We start from the raw sequence: 17,956 nt of genomic DNA, 5'->3' as shown, positions 1-17,956 counted from the left end.
CCGGGACACCTCGCGGCCCGGATTAGGCTGCATTCCGGCTTTCGGCCCGCACTCCGTCCTGTCATGGAAAACACCGCCATCGCCACACCATCATCCGACGACGACCTGCTTGACTTGGAACCCTCGTTTCCCGAGCACGAGACCGGCCGGCGTCGCGCCCTCGATTATCTCGGTTACGCGCCCTGCCCGGTGCGGGCCGAACTCCGCCGCCGGTTCCATGCGCGCTGCCGCGCCATGAATCCCGCGCCACAATGGTACATGGCAGGCGGCTGCCACGGCGACGACATCTATGACGGCCTTTGGCAAACGACCGAGGCCGGCGAACTGCCCGGCTTGATTTCCGACACCGGGTTCGGCGACTTCAACCGTCCCGCATTCGTGCGCCGCTGGCTCGACGACGACAAAACCTTCGCGCGCATTGCCGCCGGTGACGAGTTGCGCCCGGAATTCCGGGAGGCCGGCTTGGTTGACCCGCAGGGTTTTCACCGCGTCTATGGCGCGAACCTCGAAATCATCCTCGTGGACCTGAACCGCCTCGGCGACCGGCCCACGCCCCGCAATTGGGCCGATGTGCTCCACCCGAGGTTCCGGCGCGATGTCATCGTGAGCGGCAGCCCCGAGAGCATTCACGAGTCCATCCTTTTCGGCCTCTACCGCGACCACGGCGAGAAGGCTCTCGCCGCCTTGGGCGCGAATGTCCGCAATTTCATGCACCCGGCGGAAATGGCCAAGACCGCCGGTTCGTCCAACCCGCGCGGCGCGGCACTTTATCTGCTGCCCGGGTTCTTCTCCGCCAGTTGCCCGCACCGCGAAAACACGCGCGTCGTCTGGCCCGAGGAGGGCGCGTATTTGACGCCCCAATACATCCTGCGCCGCCGCGACGCGCGCCCCGAGTCCGACTTGTTTGCCAACTATCTTTGCGGCGGGGAGTGGGCCGCGCATCTGGCGAAAATCGGCTTCGCGCCCTCCCGCGCCGGCTCGCCCCCGCTGCCCGGACGCCTGCGCTGGGTGGGCTGGGACTTCGTGCGCCACCATGACATCGAGGCGATGAGCACGATGCTCAATGCGGCTTTCGCGCGCGGTTATTCCGCATGAAGCTCGTCACCGTGGCCGGACCGCCCTCGTCGGGAAAAACCGCGGTCATCCTCAAGACGCTGCGCTGGCTGCGCGACGACGGCCTGCGCGCCGGGGTGGTGAAATTCGACTGCCTGACGACGGGCGACGCGGCGACATTCGAGGCAGCCGGATTTCCTGTCCTCACGGGGCTGTCGGCCAATTTCTGCCCGGATCATTTTTTCATCACCAACATCGAGGACTGCGTCGCGTGGGGCGCGCGGCAGCGGCTCGACCTCCTCGTGAGCGAAAGCGCGGGGCTGTGCAACCGCTGCGCCCCGCACCTCCGCGGCCACCTCGCCGTCTGCGTGCTCGACCTCCTCGCCGGCGTGGACACGCCGCGCAAGGTCGGCCCCATGCTCCGCACCGCCGACCTCGTCCTCGTCACCAAGGGCGACATCGTGAGCCAGGCCGAGCGCGAGGTATTCGCGTTTCGGATACGACAGGTCAACTCCCGCGCCCGCATCCTCTTCGTCAACGGCATCACCGGCCAGGGCGCCTGGGAGGCCAGCCGACTCTGGCGCGCCGCCCCGGACGACGCGCCGGTCACGGGCGGGCGCCTGCGCTTCTCCGTGCCGGCGGCGGTCTGCTCCTATTGCCTCGGGGAAACGCGCCTCGGCGCCGATTTCCAGAACGGCACGCTGCGCAAAATCCAGATCCCCGGCGCACCCGCGACCCATGTCTGATACGCCCGGCCCCGACATCCCGCTCTCCGATCCGCGCTGCGGGGATTTCCTCGCGCTGAATCACCTGCCCGGCCTGGACGGCCACCGCACGCTGCGCTCGTGGTGGGAGGCGCAACCCTGGGCGATCCGCGCGGAGGCCGGCTGGGACTACGACCGCCTGCGGGAGGCGCTCGCGGCGTTTCTCTCGGCCTCCGCGCATGCGGGCACGGCACCGGTGCTGGACACGCTTGAGATTCTGCCGGGCCGCGACAAATCCGGCGCCCCCGAGCGGCATGCTCTTTGCCTGCGGCCCGGCGACATCGTGGCGCTGGTCGGCCCGACCGGGGCGGGGAAAAGCCGCCTGCTTGCCGACATCGAATGCCTCGCCCAAGGCGACACGCCGACCGGGCGCGTGGTCCGCGTCAACGGCCGCGCGCCCGACCCGGAATCGCGCTTCTCGGGCGAGGGAAAAATCGTGGCGCAGATCACGCAGAACATGAATTTCATCATGGACCTCCCGGTCGCCGCTTTTCTTCGCCTGCATGCGGAAAGCCGCGCGCTTCCGCCGCACGAGGCCGAGAGCGCGGTCCGCCGCGTGCTCGAATCCGCCGTCGGCATGGCTGGCGAGCCTTTCGGTCCGGAAACCGAGCTCACCCAGCTCAGCGGCGGACAGTCCCGCGCGCTCATGATCGCCGACGCCGCCTTTCTCAGCCCGAAGCCGGTGATCCTCATCGACGAGATCGAAAACGCCGGCGTGGACCGCACGCGCGCGCTGGAGCTTTTCACCGACCAGGGCAAAATCGTGCTCCTCTCCACGCACGACCCCCTGCTGGCCCTTTCCGGCACCTGCCGCCTGGTCATTCGCAACGGCGCCGTAAGCGACGTGATCGAACCCACCGCCGCCGAAAAAGAAAATCACCGCCGCCTCGTCCACCTCGACAAACAACTCGGAGCCCTCCGCGAGGCGCTCCGCCATGGCCGGCGCATCGAGCAGCCTCTCGTCTTCCCCACCCCGTAGCCGGCCCCCGCTGGCCATGCGTCATCGTCTTTCCGGCCCGGCTTGGCCGCCTGTTCCTTATTATCAAGGTAGCACAGGGGTGCAGCCCAAAATGAAGTCACCGCCGGAATCTTTCCTCTTTATTCTTTATCTTGGCAGACTGTCGCTTCGCTCGAAACCTCTTTCTCCCTGCCCGTTCCTGACGAAAGATAAAGAGGAAAGAAGAAAGAGGGAGTGACACCACTTTGAGTTGCGCCCCCCTTGCGGCTGACCGCGATTCTTACCTTGACGAACCACATCGGCGAAAACGTTCGCCACGGTGCAATTCCGGCCATCCTTTGTGCTCCCCGCTTTTCAAAAAAATATACGCATCGGGACTATTCCACCCGCAACGCACCCGCCCGTATATATAATCCTCCGATATTTTAAATAAAACCGCCCCGCGCGGGAAAAATATCATATTTCATCCCCTTCCCGGGATAATATAGAGAGATGGCACGGGCATTGCTAAAACCATCCGCAGCGAATGATTCCGACGGGGAATCTGCTCGTAAAGTATCAAAACGGTTATATATTAAAATGCGAAAAATAGCTATCTACGGAAAGGGCGGCATCGGCAAGTCGACCACCACCCAGAACACGGCGGCCGCGCTGGCCCACTTCCACGACAAGAAGGTCTTTATACACGGATGCGATCCCAAGGCGGATTCCACCCGTCTCATCCTCGGCGGCAAACCGCAGGAGACGCTGATGGACGTGCTCCGCGAGCAGGGGGCGGAAAAGGTCACCAATGACAAGGTGATCAAGGTCGGCTTCAAGGGCATCCATTGCGTCGAATCGGGCGGCCCCGAGCCGGGAGTCGGCTGCGCCGGGCGCGGCGTGATCACCGCCATCGACCTCATGGAGGGCAACGGCGCCTACACGCCCGATCTCGACTTTGTGTTCTTCGATGTCCTCGGCGACGTGGTTTGCGGCGGCTTCGCCATGCCCATCCGCGACGGCAAGGCGCAGGAAGTCTATATCGTGGCCTCCGGCGAGATGATGGCGGTTTACGCCGCCAACAATATCTGCAAGGGCCTGCTCAAGTATGCCAAGCAGAGCGGCGTGCGCCTGGGCGGCGTCATCTGCAACAGCCGCAAGGTGGACAAGGAACGCGAGTTCATCGAGGAATTCACCGCCGCCATCGGCACCAAGATGATCCACTTTGTCCCGCGTGACAACATCGTGCAAAAGGCCGAGTTTAACAAAAAAACCGTCACCGAATACGATGAGAAGGAAAACCAGGCTCACGAATATAGTGAACTGGGACGCAAGATCATCGAAAACACGGATTTCGTCATTCCCAAGCCGCTGACCATGGACGAGCTCGAAAAGATGGTCGTCAAATACGGCCTTGCGGAATAAGCACCTGCATCAAATTGGCCATAGACACCGGCCGCGCCGCCATCTTCGCGATATTCGCATTAATGATAAAGCGCGCCGGCGGCGCGGCCTCAATTTATATATAAACCGACAAACAATCACCGACTCATGCCTTATCACGAATTCAACTGCAGCAAGTGCATTCCCGAGCGCAAGAAACACGCCGTCATCAAGGGTCCGGGGGAGGATCTGTCCATGGCGCTCCCGCTCGGTTATCTGAACACGATTCCCGGCGTCATTTCCGAGCGCGGCTGCGCCTACTGCGGAGCCAAGCACGTCATCGGCACGCCGATGAAGGACGTCATCCACCTCAGCCACGGACCGGTCGGCTGCACCTACGACACCTGGCAGACCAAGCGCTACATCAGCGACAACAAGAACTTCCAGATCGAGTATACCTTCGCCACCGACATGAAGGAGAAGCACGTCATTTTCGGCGCGGAGAAGATGCTCAAGCAGAACATCATCGAGGCCTTCAAGGCCTTCCCGGACATCAAGCGCATGACCATCTACCAGACCTGCGCGTCGGCCCTCATCGGCGACGACATGCAGGCCGTGGCCGACGAGGTCATGGAGGAAATGCCCGAGGTGGACATCTTCGTGTGCAACTCGCCCGGCTTCGGCGGCCCCAGCCAGTCCGGCGGCCACCACAAGATCAACATCGCCTGGATCAACCAGAAGGTGGGCACCATCGAGCCCAAGATCACCAGCGACTACGTCATCAACTACGTCGGCGAATACAACATCCAGGGCGACCAGGAGGTGATGCTCGACTACTTCAAGCGCATGGGCATCCAGGTGCTTTCCACCTTCACCGGCAACGGCTCCTACGACGACCTGCGTGCCATGCACAAGGCCCATCTCAACGTGCTCGAGTGCGCCCGCTCCGCCGAATACATCTGCAACGAGCTCCGCAAACGCTACGGCATCCCGCGGCTCGACATCGACGGTTTCGGCTTCGAGCCGCTCTCCGCCTCGTTGCGCAAAATCGGCCTCTTCTTCGGCATCGAGGAGCGTGCCCAGGCCATCATCGACGAGGAAACCGCCCGCTGGAAACCCGAACTCGACTGGTACAAGGAGCGCCTGCGCGGCAAAAAAGTCTGCCTCTGGCCGGGCGGTTCCAAACTCTGGCACTGGGCACACGTCATCCACGAGGAAATGGGCGTCGAGGTCGTCTCGGTTTACACCAAGTTCGGCCACCAGGGCGACATGGAAAAAGGCATCTCCCGCTGCGAGGAAGGCGCGCTCGCCATCGACGATCCCAACGAGCTCGAGGGCCTCGAAGCCATGGAAATGCTCAAGCCCGACGTCATCTTCACCGGCAAGCGCCCGGGAGAGGTCGCCAAGAAGCTCCGCGTGCCCTATCTCAACGCCCACGCGTATCACAACGGGCCCTACAAGGGATTCGAGGGCTGGGTGCGCTTCGCCCGCGACATCTACAACGCGATCTACTCGCCGATCCACCAGCTCTCTTTCCTCGACATCAGCAAGGACGAGATCCCGGCCGACAAGGGCTTCGTCACCCGCCGGATGCTCTCCGACGCCGGCCTGGGCGAGGACGTGCGCAACTCCGCCGCGCTCCGCCAATACACCGGCAGGATGGACTGCATCGCCGCGCTCAGGAAGAAGACCTATCCGGAATTCCTGCCCAAGCCCAAACCCGCCTTCCTCGAACCGGCCGGCGCCGCCTGAACCCACGCACCTCTTATGGACGACCTCACGAAAACCAGAATGGACCAACTGGTGGACCACATCATGAAGAAATGCCTCTGGCAGTTCCACTCCCGCGCCTGGGACCGCAAAGACCAGAACGCGGGCATCCTGGGCAAAACCACCGAGTTGCTGTGCGGCGATAAGCCCAAGACCGACACACCCGCCGACCGCTGCTACTGGGTGGACGCCGTCTGCCTGGCCGAGGCCTACAAGGCCCGCTTCGAGTGGATCAACACCCTCGCCAGGGACGAAATCAGGGCGCTCATGAAAGCCGTCCACGAACGCATGGACTTCCTCACCGTCACCGGCTCCCTCAACGCGGAGCTCACCGACCAACACTACTGAAACACTGCGAAATATCATGCTTTGCGAATTAAAACCACGGGAACGGGCCGGCATCATCAACCCGGTCTTCACCTGCCAGCCCGCCGGCGCGCAGTTTGCCAGCATCGGCATCAAGGACTGCATCGGCATCGTCCACGGAGGCCAGGGCTGCGTCATGTTCGTGCGCCTCATCTTCTCCCAGCACTTCAAGGAAAGCTTCGAGCTGGCCTCGTCCTCCGTTCACGAGGAGGGCGCGGTGTTCGGCGCGGTCCGCCGGGTCGAGGAGGCGGTTGACGTGCTCCTCATGCGCTATCCGGACGTGAAGGTCGTGCCGATCATCTCCACCTGCTGCACCGAGGTCATCGGCGACGACATCGACGGCGTCGTCTCCAAGCTGAACCGCGGCCTGCTCCAGGAAAAATACGCCGGCCGCGAGGTGCACCTCGTGGCGATCCACACGCCGAGCTTCGTCGGCAGCATGGTGAGCGGCTACGACGTCGCCACGCGGGATTTCATCGCCCACTTCGCCCAAAAGACAGAGCCCAACGGCAAGCTCAACCTGTTCACCGGCTGGGTGAACCCCGGCGACGTCAAGGCGCTCAAGCACCTCCTCGCCGAGATGCAGATCGACGCGACCGTGCTCTTCGAGATCGAGTCCTTCGACTCGCCGCTCATGCCCCATGGCAACTTCGTCTCCCACGGCGGCACAACCATTGCGGACATGCAGGGCACGGCCAACGCCCTCGGCACCCTCGCGCTCAACCGCTACGAATGCGCCAAGGCCGCCCGGCACCTGGAAACCGAGTTCGGCATCCCGACCATCATCGGCCCGACCCCGATCGGCATCCGCAACACGGACACCTTTCTCCAGAACCTGAAAAAGCTCACGGGCAAGCCGATCCCCGAATCGCTCGTGCGGGAGCGCGGCGTGGCCATCGATGCGATCACCGATGTCACCCACATGTTCCTCGCCGAGAAAAAAGTCGCCATCTACGGCAACCCCGACCTCGTCATCGGCCTGGCCGAGGCCTGCATCGACATGGAGATGAAACCCGTGCTGCTCCTGCTCGGCGACGACAACGCCTTCTATGGCGACGATCCCCGGATCAAAGCCTTGCAGGCGAACATCGATTTCGAGATGGAGATCGTCACCAACGCCGACCTCTGGGAACTCGAAAAGCGAATCAAGGAAGGCAAAATCGAGCTCGACCTCATCCTCGGGCATTCCAAGGGGCGCTTCACCAGCATCGAATACAACATCCCCATGCTTCGCGTGGGTTTCCCCACTTACGACCGCGCCGGCCTTTACCGGCATCCCGTGGTCGGTTACGCCGGGGCCCTGTGGCTCGCCGAGGCCATGGCCAACACCCTGTTCGCCGACATGGAGTATAAAAAAGACAGGGAATGGATCCTCAACATGTGGTGATCCGCGACACTTGCAGGGGGTCGTTTTCATGGAACAAAGAAGCCGCCGCCCCTGTGTGCAGAAACCGGGAAGGCCCTTGCGGAAAGGTTGCGCCGCGGGGCCTTCCCTCCGGGCTCGAACCCGCCGCATAAAGGCGGAGGGCAAACGCACCGACTTCACGGCGGCGTCCCGGCATCAATCTGCGGATTTTAAAACGCATAAGAAATCCAAGCCAAACACCCATCCGGACATGACCGCCACGCACATCAATAAAGTCGTTTATCCAGGGAAGCTGAGCGAACTCTTTTATTTTGCCTACGGCTCCAACATGAACGAACGGCAGCTCGCATCCCGCGGAATCAAGCCCTCGTCGATCATCACCGCCCGGCTGCCCGGGCATCGCGTCGGTTTTTTCGGATATTCGCGCGTATGGGACGGCGGCATGGAAACCATCGTCCCCGAGCCACGGGCCGATGTCTGGGGCGTCCTCTGCCAATTGAGTTTCGAGGACGGCGAGGTGCTCGACGTCTGGCAGGATGTCCGGCAGGACGGCGGCGGAGTATATTTTCATTATCCGGCCACGGTCATCGACGCTGGCGGGCGGGAACACCTGGTTCTCCTGTATAAAAAGGACATCCTCGGCGTTCCCCGTCCTCCCAGCCGCGAGTATCTGGACTTCATCGTCGAAGGCGCGCTCGGACGCGGACTGCCTGAAGCTTATATCACCGGCCTGCGTCAAACCGAATCAATCGCGGCGGGCTATCCCGTGCCCCGGCGGAAACACTTCAACCGGGAATTCCTGCTCGTCGGCTGCCGTGGCGGATGTGGAGGAGGCTGAAGCGCCAAAGATCATTGCGCGCTCATTCATCATGCCCTTTATACATGCCCATTCCCGCCGGCCTTTCTCTCTTTTGCCACCGGCAAGACGGGAATCAAACCATCGTCTCGATTACCAAGGAACCTGATTATGCACACTATGCCTGAAGGACACCCGCACGGAGCCATGCGTCGAAAAGATCGCGAGATCACCGATCGCGCCGAGATCGACGAGATCATCGGGCAAACACGCGTGATGCACCTGGCGCTGGCCGACAACAACGTCCCGTTTCTGGTGCCGGTGTTTTTCGCCTACGACGGCCAGGCGCTTTATTTTCATTCGTCACAAAAGGGGACGAAAATCGAGATCCTGAAACGCAACAACCTGGTTTGCGTCGAAATGACCATCGACCATGATGTCATACCCGATGAAAAACCCTGCGACTTCGAGGCGCGCCATCGCACGGTGATCGGTTTCGGCAAGGCCGCGTTCGTCACCGACGAGGCGGAAAAAATCCGGGTTCTCGACATGCTCGTCGCCAGATTCACGTCACGAAAATTCGAATACCCGAAGGCGAATCTCGACCGGACGATGGTCGTCCGCATCGACCTCGAATCGATCAAGGGGAAAAAGCACGGCTTCTAGAATTTCGACCCGAGCCACCCTTCCACCCGCCATATTCCGGACGTCCGCGTCCGGTTCGCCCAACCACGATCCAGGCCGCATATGAAAATTGCCTCTTATGTCGACGAGCAGGGATGTCCCGCCGGTTTCTATTCGGACGGGGTCGTTCGCATCTATGCGAAAAAACAGGAAGACTGGGAAGCCATGGCTGAAATCCCCCTTCGGTTGCAAACGGACATGGGCCTCGGCGAGCTCAATGTCGTGTTCAAGCAGATGGTATCCCTGCTCGGCGATTGCCGCATCTTTGTCGTGGGCGAACTTCGCGGGGTGCCCTGTGCAATTCTCGACAGCATGGGTTTTAGCCTCTGGAAAGCCGGCCTTGTTCCGATTCAGGAACAATTGCCTTACCTTGCCCGCCAAATCGAAACTTCGTTGGCAATGAATGCCGATTTTGCCCTCTCACCCGAACCGGTGGGCAATCCGGCGGCGGGGATTTATCATTTCGATTTGGGACGCGCCCTGAAAAGCAACGGACGGCTCAACTCCCGTCAGCTCCTGCTGCCCTTTCTGGAATCCGCCTCCTTCAAGGAACTGACCGTGCTCTGCGATCATTGCCCGCGCTGGCTGGATGAGGAGCTGGACCGGTTGAATCTCCAATCCGACGAAGGGCAATGGGACGAAACAGGACTTGCGATCACAATCAAACCGATCCCTCCCGGCGAAACGACCCGGCGGCCGGTCCGCCGCCCGCGGTCACACCGTTGCGGCTGCTCCTGCATGGAGTAGGGCCGGCCGCGCAAAGCGCGGTTTTGGAGTCCGGCTTTTGTTGCCAATCCCGCATCCCGATGCGGTCGTCACGATCTTTGTCCGCCGGCGGCCGTCGGCGGCAGGCTGTCGCCCCGGCGGAAATCGCGGTAGTCGAGTTTGTATTTCGCCATGCGCAGCCCCATCGTCCGGCGCGTCAGCCCCAGTTCCATGGCAGCCTTGCTTCCGTTGCCGTGGTGCAGGCGCAAAGCCTCCACCAGCATTTCATATTCGATGGCGGCGAGCCTGGCCTCCATTCCGTTCGGTATGTTTTTCGCGGCGAACACCGGCGTCTGCAACGCGAGCGGCAGGTGATAAGCGTGGATCGCATCGTCCTCGGTCAGGATGACGGCGCGCTCGATGACATTCTCCAGCTCCCGGACATTTCCCGGCCAGGAATAGTTCATCAGCATGTTGATGACCGGCGTGGTGATCCGGTTGATCTGTTTGCCGCCGGCCTTGGCGAAACGGGTGACGAAATGCTCCGCCAGCGTGATGATGTCGCTCCCCCGGTCGCGCAAGGGCGGTATCAATATGGGAAATACATTGAGGCGGAAATACAGGTCCTGGCGGAACATCCCCTTCTCCACCATCCCGGCCAGATCGCGGTTGGTGGCGGCCACCACGCGGATGTTGACGGTCACCGTTTTGTTGCCCCCCACCCGCTCGAATGAGCGCTCCTGCAGCACGCGCAGCAATTTTGCCTGCACGGACAATGACAACTCCCCCACTTCGTCGAGAAATATCGTGCCCCCGTCCGCCTCCTCGAAGCGTCCCTTGCGCGTCTGCTCCGCCCCCGTGAACGCGCCCTTCTCATGGCCGAACAGTTCGCTCTCCAGGATGCTCTCCGGCAATGCGGCGCAGTTGAACCGGATCATGGGTCCCCCGGGATTCATCCCGTCGCGATGAATGGCCTCGGCGATCAATTCCTTGCCCACGCCGCTCTCCCCGAGCAGGAGCACGGTGGTCCGGGTCCGGGCCACTTTGTAGAGCATGGAAAATACATCCATCATCGCCCGCGATGTGCCGATCAGGTTGGCCGGCCGGTAACGTTTCGAAGCCTCTCCCTGCGCATCCCCCCTCTCCTGCCCCCGCGACATCCTGTCCGCATTCTCGATCAAGAACAGCTCGACTCCCTGGACCAGCAAGTCGGCGACCACGACAAGGGCATCGACATGCTTGTTGAGCATGTCCTGGTTTTCATAATGGCGGGCGGCGCTGATCGTCCCCAGCACCTTCCTGCCGCGCAGGATCGGTATGCAGATAAAGGCATCCTCCCGATCCGCTCCCCGGGACAGGATCCCTGTCCGGTTCAAAAGCGCCGGCTCGTCTCCGATGCGGAGCACGACCACCGGCCGGGCGTTTTCCACCACCCGGCCCGTGATGCCCTCACCGGGAAAATAGACACCGCGGGATTGCTCCTCCTCGGTCAGCCCGATCGACTTGTGAATGAAAATCTTTCCACTCTCCCGATGGTGCAGGTTGATCATCGCCAGCTTCATTCCCATGATCCGGCTCATGTAGTCGAGCAACGCATCCATGGCGCCCGGCAGGTCGTTCTCCTGTGAAATCGCCCGTCCGATGGAAAAAAACAGCGGGACAATCCGCCCCCGGCACACTCCCGCATGGCAATCCCTCACCTGCGGGTCTGCATGCCGGCAGACTCTTGCTTGGCACTCGTTCGCGCCAGACTGGTGCTGTTTTTCGTCAGGCATGACAACGGCCTTGTCCCCGTCCGCTTCGACTCGGGATTTCACACATTGGTTTACCACGGATTCATATAAAAATTAACCCCTCCCATATCGTGCGTTGATCCTGTTTGCGTCGTGATACAGGCCATTGCCGGATATGATATACAGGCGAGCAGTAAACATGCCAGCACCCCGAAGCCCGGCCGTTATCCTCGCTCCGCCGCACCTGTGGAAAGACAGCTTCTTGGATGCATAAGTTTTGGTTAGTCATTGTTTGAGGATGTCGCTGCACTCGGAACGATATTCGAAAAAGCATGTTTTGAACATGCCATTCAAAATAGCGGGGAACCTTTTTAATATACAACAACACCAACGCGGCCATGCCCGGCTTCGCAACGAAGCAGTGATGATAAAAATAAAGAAGCCATGCGCTGGTGACATGCATATTAATCGATGCCGGAACAGTGGATTCACGCGCGCGCGCGAATCATAAAATTTCCGTTGGCGGCGTTGCCTACACCAAAGCAGGATCGCTCATCATCCTTATTCGGGAAATACTCCTGCAACCAAGGCGTTCATCTATCCAAGCAAGTGGCGTGCCATTCAAGCCATTAGCCTCGTAGCGCAGGCATCCTGCCTGCCGTCGAAAAAGAAGGCGCGAAGCGCCGCTGGCTTTATTTTTTCCAAAGAGAATGCCGCGCTTCGCGTGATAAAATAACGACGGCAGGCAGGATGCGCTACGCACGCATCTTCGGGTTATTCGCTGACATCACTTTGAGTCACACCCATAAATGCCAGCGGGCGCCGGATGCAAATTCTGGCGCCGGCATGACATTGTGGCATGCTCTTTGCATCATAAAATGGAGCCAAACTGAAAGCCCATGAAACTAAGCGCCCGCAACATCCTCCCCGGAAAAATAACCGCCATCAAAAAAGGCCCGATCAGCAGCCTCATCACCATCGAGATCGCCCCCGGCGTGAGCATCTCGGCCAGTGTGACCACCAGCGCCGCGACCGAGCTGAAACTGAAAAAAGGCATGACCGCCTCCGCCGTCATCAAGGCCTCCTCGGTCATGGTCGGCGTGGAGTGATTTCCCCGCTCCTTGTTTTCATCCGCCGCTTCGCTCACACCAGCATCCCCGCCTCGTCCGCGCGATAGCCCGGCAGGCTTTCGATCTCGCCGCGCAGCCGGCGCGTGCGCAATCCGTCCAGCAACGCCGCCACGCGCGGCAGCTCCAGCAATGCCCGCGGAATGACCAGGTCAAAGGCGACCATGCCGTCGGGCACGAATTTCAGTCCCGTCATCTCGGCGACCGCCCGCGGTCCGGCCGCGACATCCGCATCGCCTTGCAGCAGCGCCCGCGCGCATTCCCAGTGGCTTTCGAATTCCCTCCCGTAGCCCGGCACCAGCGAGCCGGCCAGTCCCATCGCGCGCAACTGGCCGTCTATCCAATTCCGGCTGCCTGATCCCCGCTCGCGGTTGGCCAGCCGCAGACCGCCCGCCGCCAGGCTTTCCGCCTTGCCGAGCTTTCTTTCCATGCCGGGCCGCACCATCCATCCCTGCTCCCATTGGGTGAAACGCACCAGCCGCCAGCGCCGGTGAGGATCGAGCCGCCGCAGTTCGTGCAGGTTTTCCTCCCTCCGGCCATTGCCGCTGTGCAAACCTGCGACATGCACCGCCCCGCCCGCCAGCAATTCAAGCGCTCGCCCGCTCCCACAGTTCACCCAGAAGCTGCGTCCCGGCAACCCCGGCCCGATCCGTCCGTCCACGAGCAGCGCCAGAGCCGGATCGCATCCCGCAATCGCGACGTTATGCTGCATGTCCGCCAGCATTTTCCCCCGCGCGACCCGGGCATGCCATGCGCCGCCGGTTTTTGTCGCCACCGCATCCGCCTCCTGGAATCCGCCGCCCAGTGACGCCGCGGTGTCGGCCCTGTGCCCGATCCAGCGCCGCGACACCCATGCCAGATTAATGCGCGCGGACGGGGACGGGTTTTCGGCCACCAAGTTTACCGGAATCTCCTCGGCGGCGGGCTCCACCTTTTCGCCGAACAGTTCTTCCACCGAGGTCTGCAACTCCGACGCGAGGCGCAATGCGACCTGCACGTTGGGCTGCGTCCGTCCGCATTCGACCAGATTTACAAACTGCCGCGTCACCCCGCAGCGGCGCGCCAGTTCGGCTTGGGAAAAACCCAGCGCATGCCGCCTGCCGGACATTTTATGCAAAGGTAATGCCAAGTCCTGCGTGGTCTTTTTCATGTAACAGGAATGTCACATGCTTTTGATATCGTGTCTATGAAAAATTGCACATTGCCGGACTCACACAGGCAAACTCATGCTCCCTCAGCTCACCGCGCCTCCCGCCAAGGCGCGTTTTTCCGCGCGCTGTCCGCATGCGCTTCCCGGGGAAGGCTCGCGCTTCTCGCCGTCGCCTGCGCGGCGGCCCTCGTTGCGCCCGTCCCGGCGCGCGCAGCCGCCTCCGACAGCGACGAAATCAGCCTCCTGCGCCGGCAGATCGAGCTTCTCTCGAAGAAAGTTGAGACCCTCGAAAAGCGCCAAGTCATGGCCGATGCCGACGAGGGCAAGGATGTCGCCACCACGCCCAAGGTCTCGCTCGACGGCAAAGGCTTCGCGGTGACTTCGCCCGCCAAGGATTTTTCGGTGAAAATCGGCGCGTTTGTCCAGGCCGACGCGCGGGTTTATATCAAGGGAAACGAGACGAAAAACGACGGCTTTCTCATGCGCCGCGTCCGCACGCCCATCAGCGGGACCTTCTATAAAATCTTTAGTTTTAACCTGACGCCGGAGTTTGCCGGCACCCAAGCCCACAAACTGTTCGACGGCTGGATACAGGCCGGCCTGACCCCTGAGTTTAATATCAAGGCCGGCAAATTCAAAACCCCCGCCTCCCTCGAAGGGCCCGACAACCGCCACTTCATCGAGGCTTCTTTCACCAACCAGCTCCTACCCAATCGCGATCTGGGACTCGAGGCATTCGGATCCTTCGCCGACGGGCTGATCGACTATCGGCTGGGCGTTTTTAACGGCGCGGCCAACAACGACTGGGCCAATGTCCATACGGGCGACAACGACCGCGACTTCACCTTCTCGGGCCGCCTCACGGCAACCCCGTTCAAGAAACAGCAAAACCTCCTCTCCGCCCTCGCCTTCAGCGTCGGGGCCTCTTTCGGCAAGGAAACGGCTTCAAGCCCGGCCATCAAAGCCGGCAGCCAGGAGAACATTCCCGGCACGGGCAGCAGCGTGGACGGCGACCATCTCCGCATCGCCCCCGCCATCGCCTGGTTTCCCGGAAAACCTTACAGCGCGATTGCCGAATACGCGCTGGACCGGTTTGACCGCCCCGCCGGCGACACCATCAGCAACACCGCCTGGCGCGTCAGCGGCGGTTATGTTCTCACCGGCGAAAAAGCCACGGCCAAAGGCGTGTCCCCGTCCAGGCCGTTCAGCGTGGAAAACGGCGCCTGGGGCGCCTTTGAACTCGTGGGCCGCGTGGCCGGGCTCGGCATCGACGACGCGCTCACTTCCGCCCCGTCAAAGGCCTTCAGTTACGGCATCGGCCTTCATTGGTATTTCAACGACGTCGTCCAAGCCCGCTTCGGTCTCGAAAAAACCGACTACAGCGACGCGCCCGCGTCGCTCGACAACGAACTCAACTTTTTCTCCCGCCTCCAGCTCCTGTTCTGACCCGGCCGGGCCCCGTTCCTGCTAATCCTCCTGAAACAATCCGCATCACATGAAACGCATCCTCACTCTCACGCTCGCCCTCGCGCTGGCCCTCTCCGGCCTCGCCACCACCGCCGCGCGCGCCGCCGACCTCACCGTCTTCGCCGCCGCCAGCCTCTCCGACGCGCTCAATGAGCTTGCCCCCGGCTACGCCAAGGCCACGGGCGACAAGCTCCGCTTCAATCTCGCATCCTCCGGCGCCCTCACCCGCCAGATCCGCGAAGGTGCGCCCGCCGACGTCATCATCTCGGCCGACGAACTCCGCGTCGATCAGCTCGAAAACGGCGGACTCCTCCTCCCCGGCACGCGCAAGACCATCCTCGCCAACACGCTCGTGCTGGTCGTCGCCGCCGACCGTCCCGCCCCCGTTGCCGCGATGTCCGATCTCGCCTCTCCCGCGGTCAGACGCGTGGCCTTCGGCGATCCCGCCACCGTGCCCGTCGGCACCTATTCGAAGGAATATCTCGGCAAACTCGGACTCTGGGACGGCTTGCAGGCGAAGACCGTTTTTCTGGACAACGTCCGCGCCGTGCTTGCCGCCGTCGAGGCCGGCAATGCCGACGCCGGCATCGTTTACAAAACCGACGCGTTGATTTCCCAAAAGGTGAAAATCGCCGTCGAAGTCCCGCTCGCCGAGGGCCCGTCGATCACCTATCCCGTGGCCGTCGTCAAAGCCGGCAAATCTCCGGAGGCCGCCAAACGGTTCGCAGCCTGGCTGGCCGGGTCCGAGGCACAGGCGGTCTTCGCCAAATACGGCTTCCTCCCGCCCGGCCCCTGAAATCCAAAAATCGAAAATCGGGGCGACCGGCCCCGCCGCCTCCCCTGCATGGACGTCCTGCAAATCACGCTCTTCACGCTCGCGATCGCGCTGGCCGGCACGCTGCTCATCCTTCCGCCCGGCATCGCGCTCGCCTGGCTGCTTGCCCGTCCGGCCTGGCCGGGCAAAGCCGCCGTGGAGACGCTCGTGGCGCTCCCGCTCGTCATCCCGCCCGTGGCCACCGGGCTGATCCTGCTGAAACTCGTGGGGCGCCGCGGGCCGCTGGGGAGTTTTTTTGAAAACATGCTCGGCATCGAAATCGTCTTCACCTGGAAGGCGGTGCTCATCGCCACCGCCGTCATGTCGTTTCCGCTTTTCGTGCGCACGGCCCGCGTGGCCTTCGAGGAGGTCGATCCGCGCTTCAACCAGGTGGCCCGCACCCTCGGCGCCGGGCCGTGGGACGCGTTCTTCACCGTCACGCTCCCGCTCGCGGCTCGCGGCCTGCTGGCGGGCGCCGTGCTCGCCTTCGCCCGCGCCCTCGGCGAGTTCGGCGCCACCATCATGATCGCCGGCGTCATTCCCGGCGAGACCATCACGCTGGCTCTCGGCATCTACCATCACGTGCAGCTCGGGCGCGACGCCGAGGCCTCCGTCCTGCTCGCCATTTCCATCGCGCTCGCCTTCGGCGCCCTCTGGCTCAGCGAGCGCCTTGTCCGCAAAAACGCATGAGCGCGGCGGCCTCCATCCACGCGCGCATCCGCGTGGCCCATCCGGGATTCACGCTCGATGTCGATCTCGCGCTGCCCGGCCGCGGCGTCACCGCGCTCTTCGGGCATTCTGGCTCCGGCAAGACCACGTGCCTGCGCGCCTTCGCCGGGCTCGAACCGGCGGCGTCCGGCTTTCTTTCCGTCAACGGGGAAACGTGGCTCGACAGCGGGCGCCGCCACCGCGTGCCCGTGCATCGCCGCGCGCTCGGTTATGTTTTCCAGGAGGCCAGCCTGTTTCCCCACCTCAGCGTGTATCAAAATCTCGAATACGGGCGCAGGCGGCGCCCGCCCGCCCCCGCCGCGCCCTCGGCCGACATCGCGGACCTCACGGGGCTTCTCGGCATCGGCCATCTGCTGGACCGCCGCCCGCAAACCCTCTCCGGCGGCGAACGCCAGCGCGTCGCCATCGCTCGCGCCCTGCTCGCCTCGCCGCGCCTGCTCCTCATGGACGAGCCGCTCGCCGCGCTCGACCACGCCCGCAAGGCCGAGATCCTGCCCTACCTCGAACGCCTCCGCGACGCGCTCGACATCCCGGTCATCTACGTCAGCCATTCGCCCGACGAGGTGATCCGCCTCGCCGACCATCTCGTGCTGCTCTCCGGCGGGCGCGTCGCGGCCAGCGGGCCGCTGGCGTCCACGCTCGCCCGCCTCGATCTTCCTCCCGGTTTCTTCGACGATGCCAGCGTCGTGATCGACGGCACGGTTGTCGCCCACGATCCGGATTATCATTTTTCCACGGTGGCCTTCCCCGGCGGCGAACTCCGCATCACGCGCCCGTCGCCCGATGTCCCCGGCCGCGCCCTGCGCATCCGCATCAAGGCCGGCGATGTCAGCCTCGCCCTTCAGCCGCCCGACGGCACCACCATCGCGAACAGCCTTCCGGCCCGCATCGTCGAGCAAATCCCCGCCGCCGATCCCGGACACGTCCTGCTCAGCCTCGATCTCGGCGCAGGCACCCGCCTCTCCGCGCGCATCACCCGCCATTCCCGCGACCGCCTCGGCCTCGCCCCCGGCCGGCAAGTCTGGGCGCAGGTCAAGGCCGTCGCGGTGCTGGTGTGATGCCAATTCCGAACGAAATTCACTCTTCTGGAGGGCCGAGCTCCTGCGAGGCCG

At 62.8% G+C, this 17,956-nt stretch carries 17 protein-coding genes; 15 read left to right on the top strand and 2 right to left on the bottom strand.

The window, feature by feature from the left end:
- The first annotated feature begins 63 nt into the window (after nt 1-63).
- The 10 genes from OH491_RS22940 to OH491_RS22895 all read left to right on the top strand — a co-directional run bounded on the left by OH491_RS22940 (nt 64) and on the right by OH491_RS22895 (nt 9,866).
- Nucleotides 64-1,095, top strand: coding sequence for an ABC transporter substrate-binding protein (locus tag OH491_RS22940; protein ID WP_068768871.1), 1,032 nt, complete (start codon nt 64-66; stop codon nt 1,093-1,095).
- Nucleotides 1,092-1,799, top strand: a complete 708-nt coding sequence (locus tag OH491_RS22935; RefSeq protein WP_068768872.1) for a GTP-binding protein — start codon at nt 1,092-1,094, stop codon at nt 1,797-1,799. Before OH491_RS22940 ends, OH491_RS22935 begins: the two co-directional genes overlap by 4 nt.
- On the top strand, nt 1,792-2,796 hold the full coding sequence (locus tag OH491_RS22930; RefSeq protein WP_084441844.1) for an ATP-binding cassette domain-containing protein: 1,005 nt from the start codon (nt 1,792-1,794) through the stop codon (nt 2,794-2,796). Before OH491_RS22935 ends, OH491_RS22930 begins: the two co-directional genes overlap by 8 nt.
- A 558-nt stretch (nt 2,797-3,354) precedes the next feature.
- Nucleotides 3,355-4,179 (top strand): nitrogenase iron protein, encoded by an 825-nt coding sequence (gene nifH / locus OH491_RS22925; RefSeq protein ID WP_068768873.1) that lies wholly within the window; start codon nt 3,355-3,357, stop codon nt 4,177-4,179.
- A gap of 126 nt (nt 4,180-4,305) precedes the next feature.
- Nucleotides 4,306-5,889, top strand: a complete 1,584-nt coding sequence (gene anfD / locus OH491_RS22920) for a nitrogenase iron-iron protein, alpha chain (RefSeq protein WP_068768874.1) — start codon at nt 4,306-4,308, stop codon at nt 5,887-5,889.
- 15 nt (nt 5,890-5,904) lie between these two features.
- Nucleotides 5,905-6,255, top strand: coding sequence for a Fe-only nitrogenase subunit delta (gene anfG / locus OH491_RS22915; RefSeq protein WP_068768875.1), 351 nt, complete (start codon nt 5,905-5,907; stop codon nt 6,253-6,255).
- 16 nt (nt 6,256-6,271) lie between these two features.
- Nucleotides 6,272-7,660: a Fe-only nitrogenase subunit beta gene (anfK, locus tag OH491_RS22910; protein WP_068768876.1), complete on the top strand. Its 1,389-nt coding sequence runs from the start codon at nt 6,272-6,274 to the stop codon at nt 7,658-7,660.
- A 229-nt stretch (nt 7,661-7,889) separates the two neighbouring features.
- Nucleotides 7,890-8,477 (top strand): gamma-glutamylcyclotransferase family protein, encoded by a 588-nt coding sequence (locus tag OH491_RS22905; protein ID WP_068768877.1) that lies wholly within the window; start codon nt 7,890-7,892, stop codon nt 8,475-8,477.
- Nucleotides 8,478-8,642: 165 nt separating this feature from the next.
- Entirely contained in the window at nt 8,643-9,101 is a 459-nt protein-coding gene (locus OH491_RS22900; protein WP_334319041.1) for a pyridoxamine 5'-phosphate oxidase family protein, read from the top strand.
- An 81-nt stretch (nt 9,102-9,182) separates the two neighbouring features.
- A complete protein-coding gene (locus tag OH491_RS22895) occupies nt 9,183-9,866 on the top strand; it encodes a Fe-only nitrogenase accessory AnfO family protein (RefSeq protein ID WP_068768879.1) in 684 nt (227 codons plus the stop codon).
- A gap of 68 nt (nt 9,867-9,934) precedes the next feature.
- On the opposite strand, the gene OH491_RS22890 is transcribed toward OH491_RS22895, so the two are convergent.
- Nucleotides 9,935-11,599 (bottom strand): sigma 54-interacting transcriptional regulator, encoded by a 1,665-nt coding sequence (locus tag OH491_RS22890; protein WP_068769769.1) that lies wholly within the window; start codon nt 11,597-11,599, stop codon nt 9,935-9,937.
- An 857-nt stretch (nt 11,600-12,456) separates the two neighbouring features.
- Between OH491_RS22890 and OH491_RS22885 the strand changes: the two genes are divergently transcribed.
- Entirely contained in the window at nt 12,457-12,666 is a 210-nt protein-coding gene (locus OH491_RS22885) for a TOBE domain-containing protein (RefSeq protein ID WP_068768880.1), read from the top strand.
- A gap of 34 nt (nt 12,667-12,700) precedes the next feature.
- Here the strand turns inward: OH491_RS22885 and OH491_RS22880 are convergent, their stop codons facing one another.
- A complete protein-coding gene (locus OH491_RS22880) occupies nt 12,701-13,834 on the bottom strand; it encodes a substrate-binding domain-containing protein (RefSeq protein WP_068768881.1) in 1,134 nt (377 codons plus the stop codon).
- Between the two features lie 36 nt (nt 13,835-13,870).
- Here OH491_RS22880 and OH491_RS22875 point away from each other — a divergent pair, with 36 nt between their 5' ends.
- Genes OH491_RS22875 through modC form a run of 4 tightly spaced genes read left to right on the top strand, consistent with a single transcriptional unit; the run spans nt 13,871 to nt 17,902 of the window.
- Nucleotides 13,871-15,280 (top strand): OprO/OprP family phosphate-selective porin, encoded by a 1,410-nt coding sequence (locus OH491_RS22875; RefSeq protein ID WP_342750717.1) that lies wholly within the window; start codon nt 13,871-13,873, stop codon nt 15,278-15,280.
- 49 nt (nt 15,281-15,329) lie between these two features.
- Nucleotides 15,330-16,097, top strand: a complete 768-nt coding sequence (gene modA / locus OH491_RS22870; RefSeq protein WP_068768883.1) for a molybdate ABC transporter substrate-binding protein — start codon at nt 15,330-15,332, stop codon at nt 16,095-16,097.
- A 48-nt stretch (nt 16,098-16,145) separates the two neighbouring features.
- Complete coding sequence (modB, locus tag OH491_RS22865) at nt 16,146-16,805, top strand: molybdate ABC transporter permease subunit (protein WP_068768884.1); 660 nt, start codon at nt 16,146-16,148, stop codon at nt 16,803-16,805.
- Nucleotides 16,802-17,902 carry a molybdenum ABC transporter ATP-binding protein gene (gene modC, locus OH491_RS22860; RefSeq protein ID WP_068768885.1) on the top strand — a complete coding sequence of 367 codons (1,101 nt, stop codon included), beginning with the start codon at nt 16,802-16,804 and terminating at the stop codon, nt 17,900-17,902. The genes modB and modC overlap by 4 nt, the downstream gene beginning before the upstream one ends.
- Nucleotides 17,903-17,956 lie beyond the last annotated feature (54 nt).

The organism is Termitidicoccus mucosus (genome assembly GCF_038725785.1).
In the GTDB taxonomy this organism is placed as follows: domain Bacteria; phylum Verrucomicrobiota; class Verrucomicrobiia; order Opitutales; family Opitutaceae; genus Termitidicoccus; species Termitidicoccus mucosus.
The sequence above is the reverse complement of the archived record's forward strand: the minus strand, read 5'-3'. Positions and strand labels throughout refer to the sequence as shown.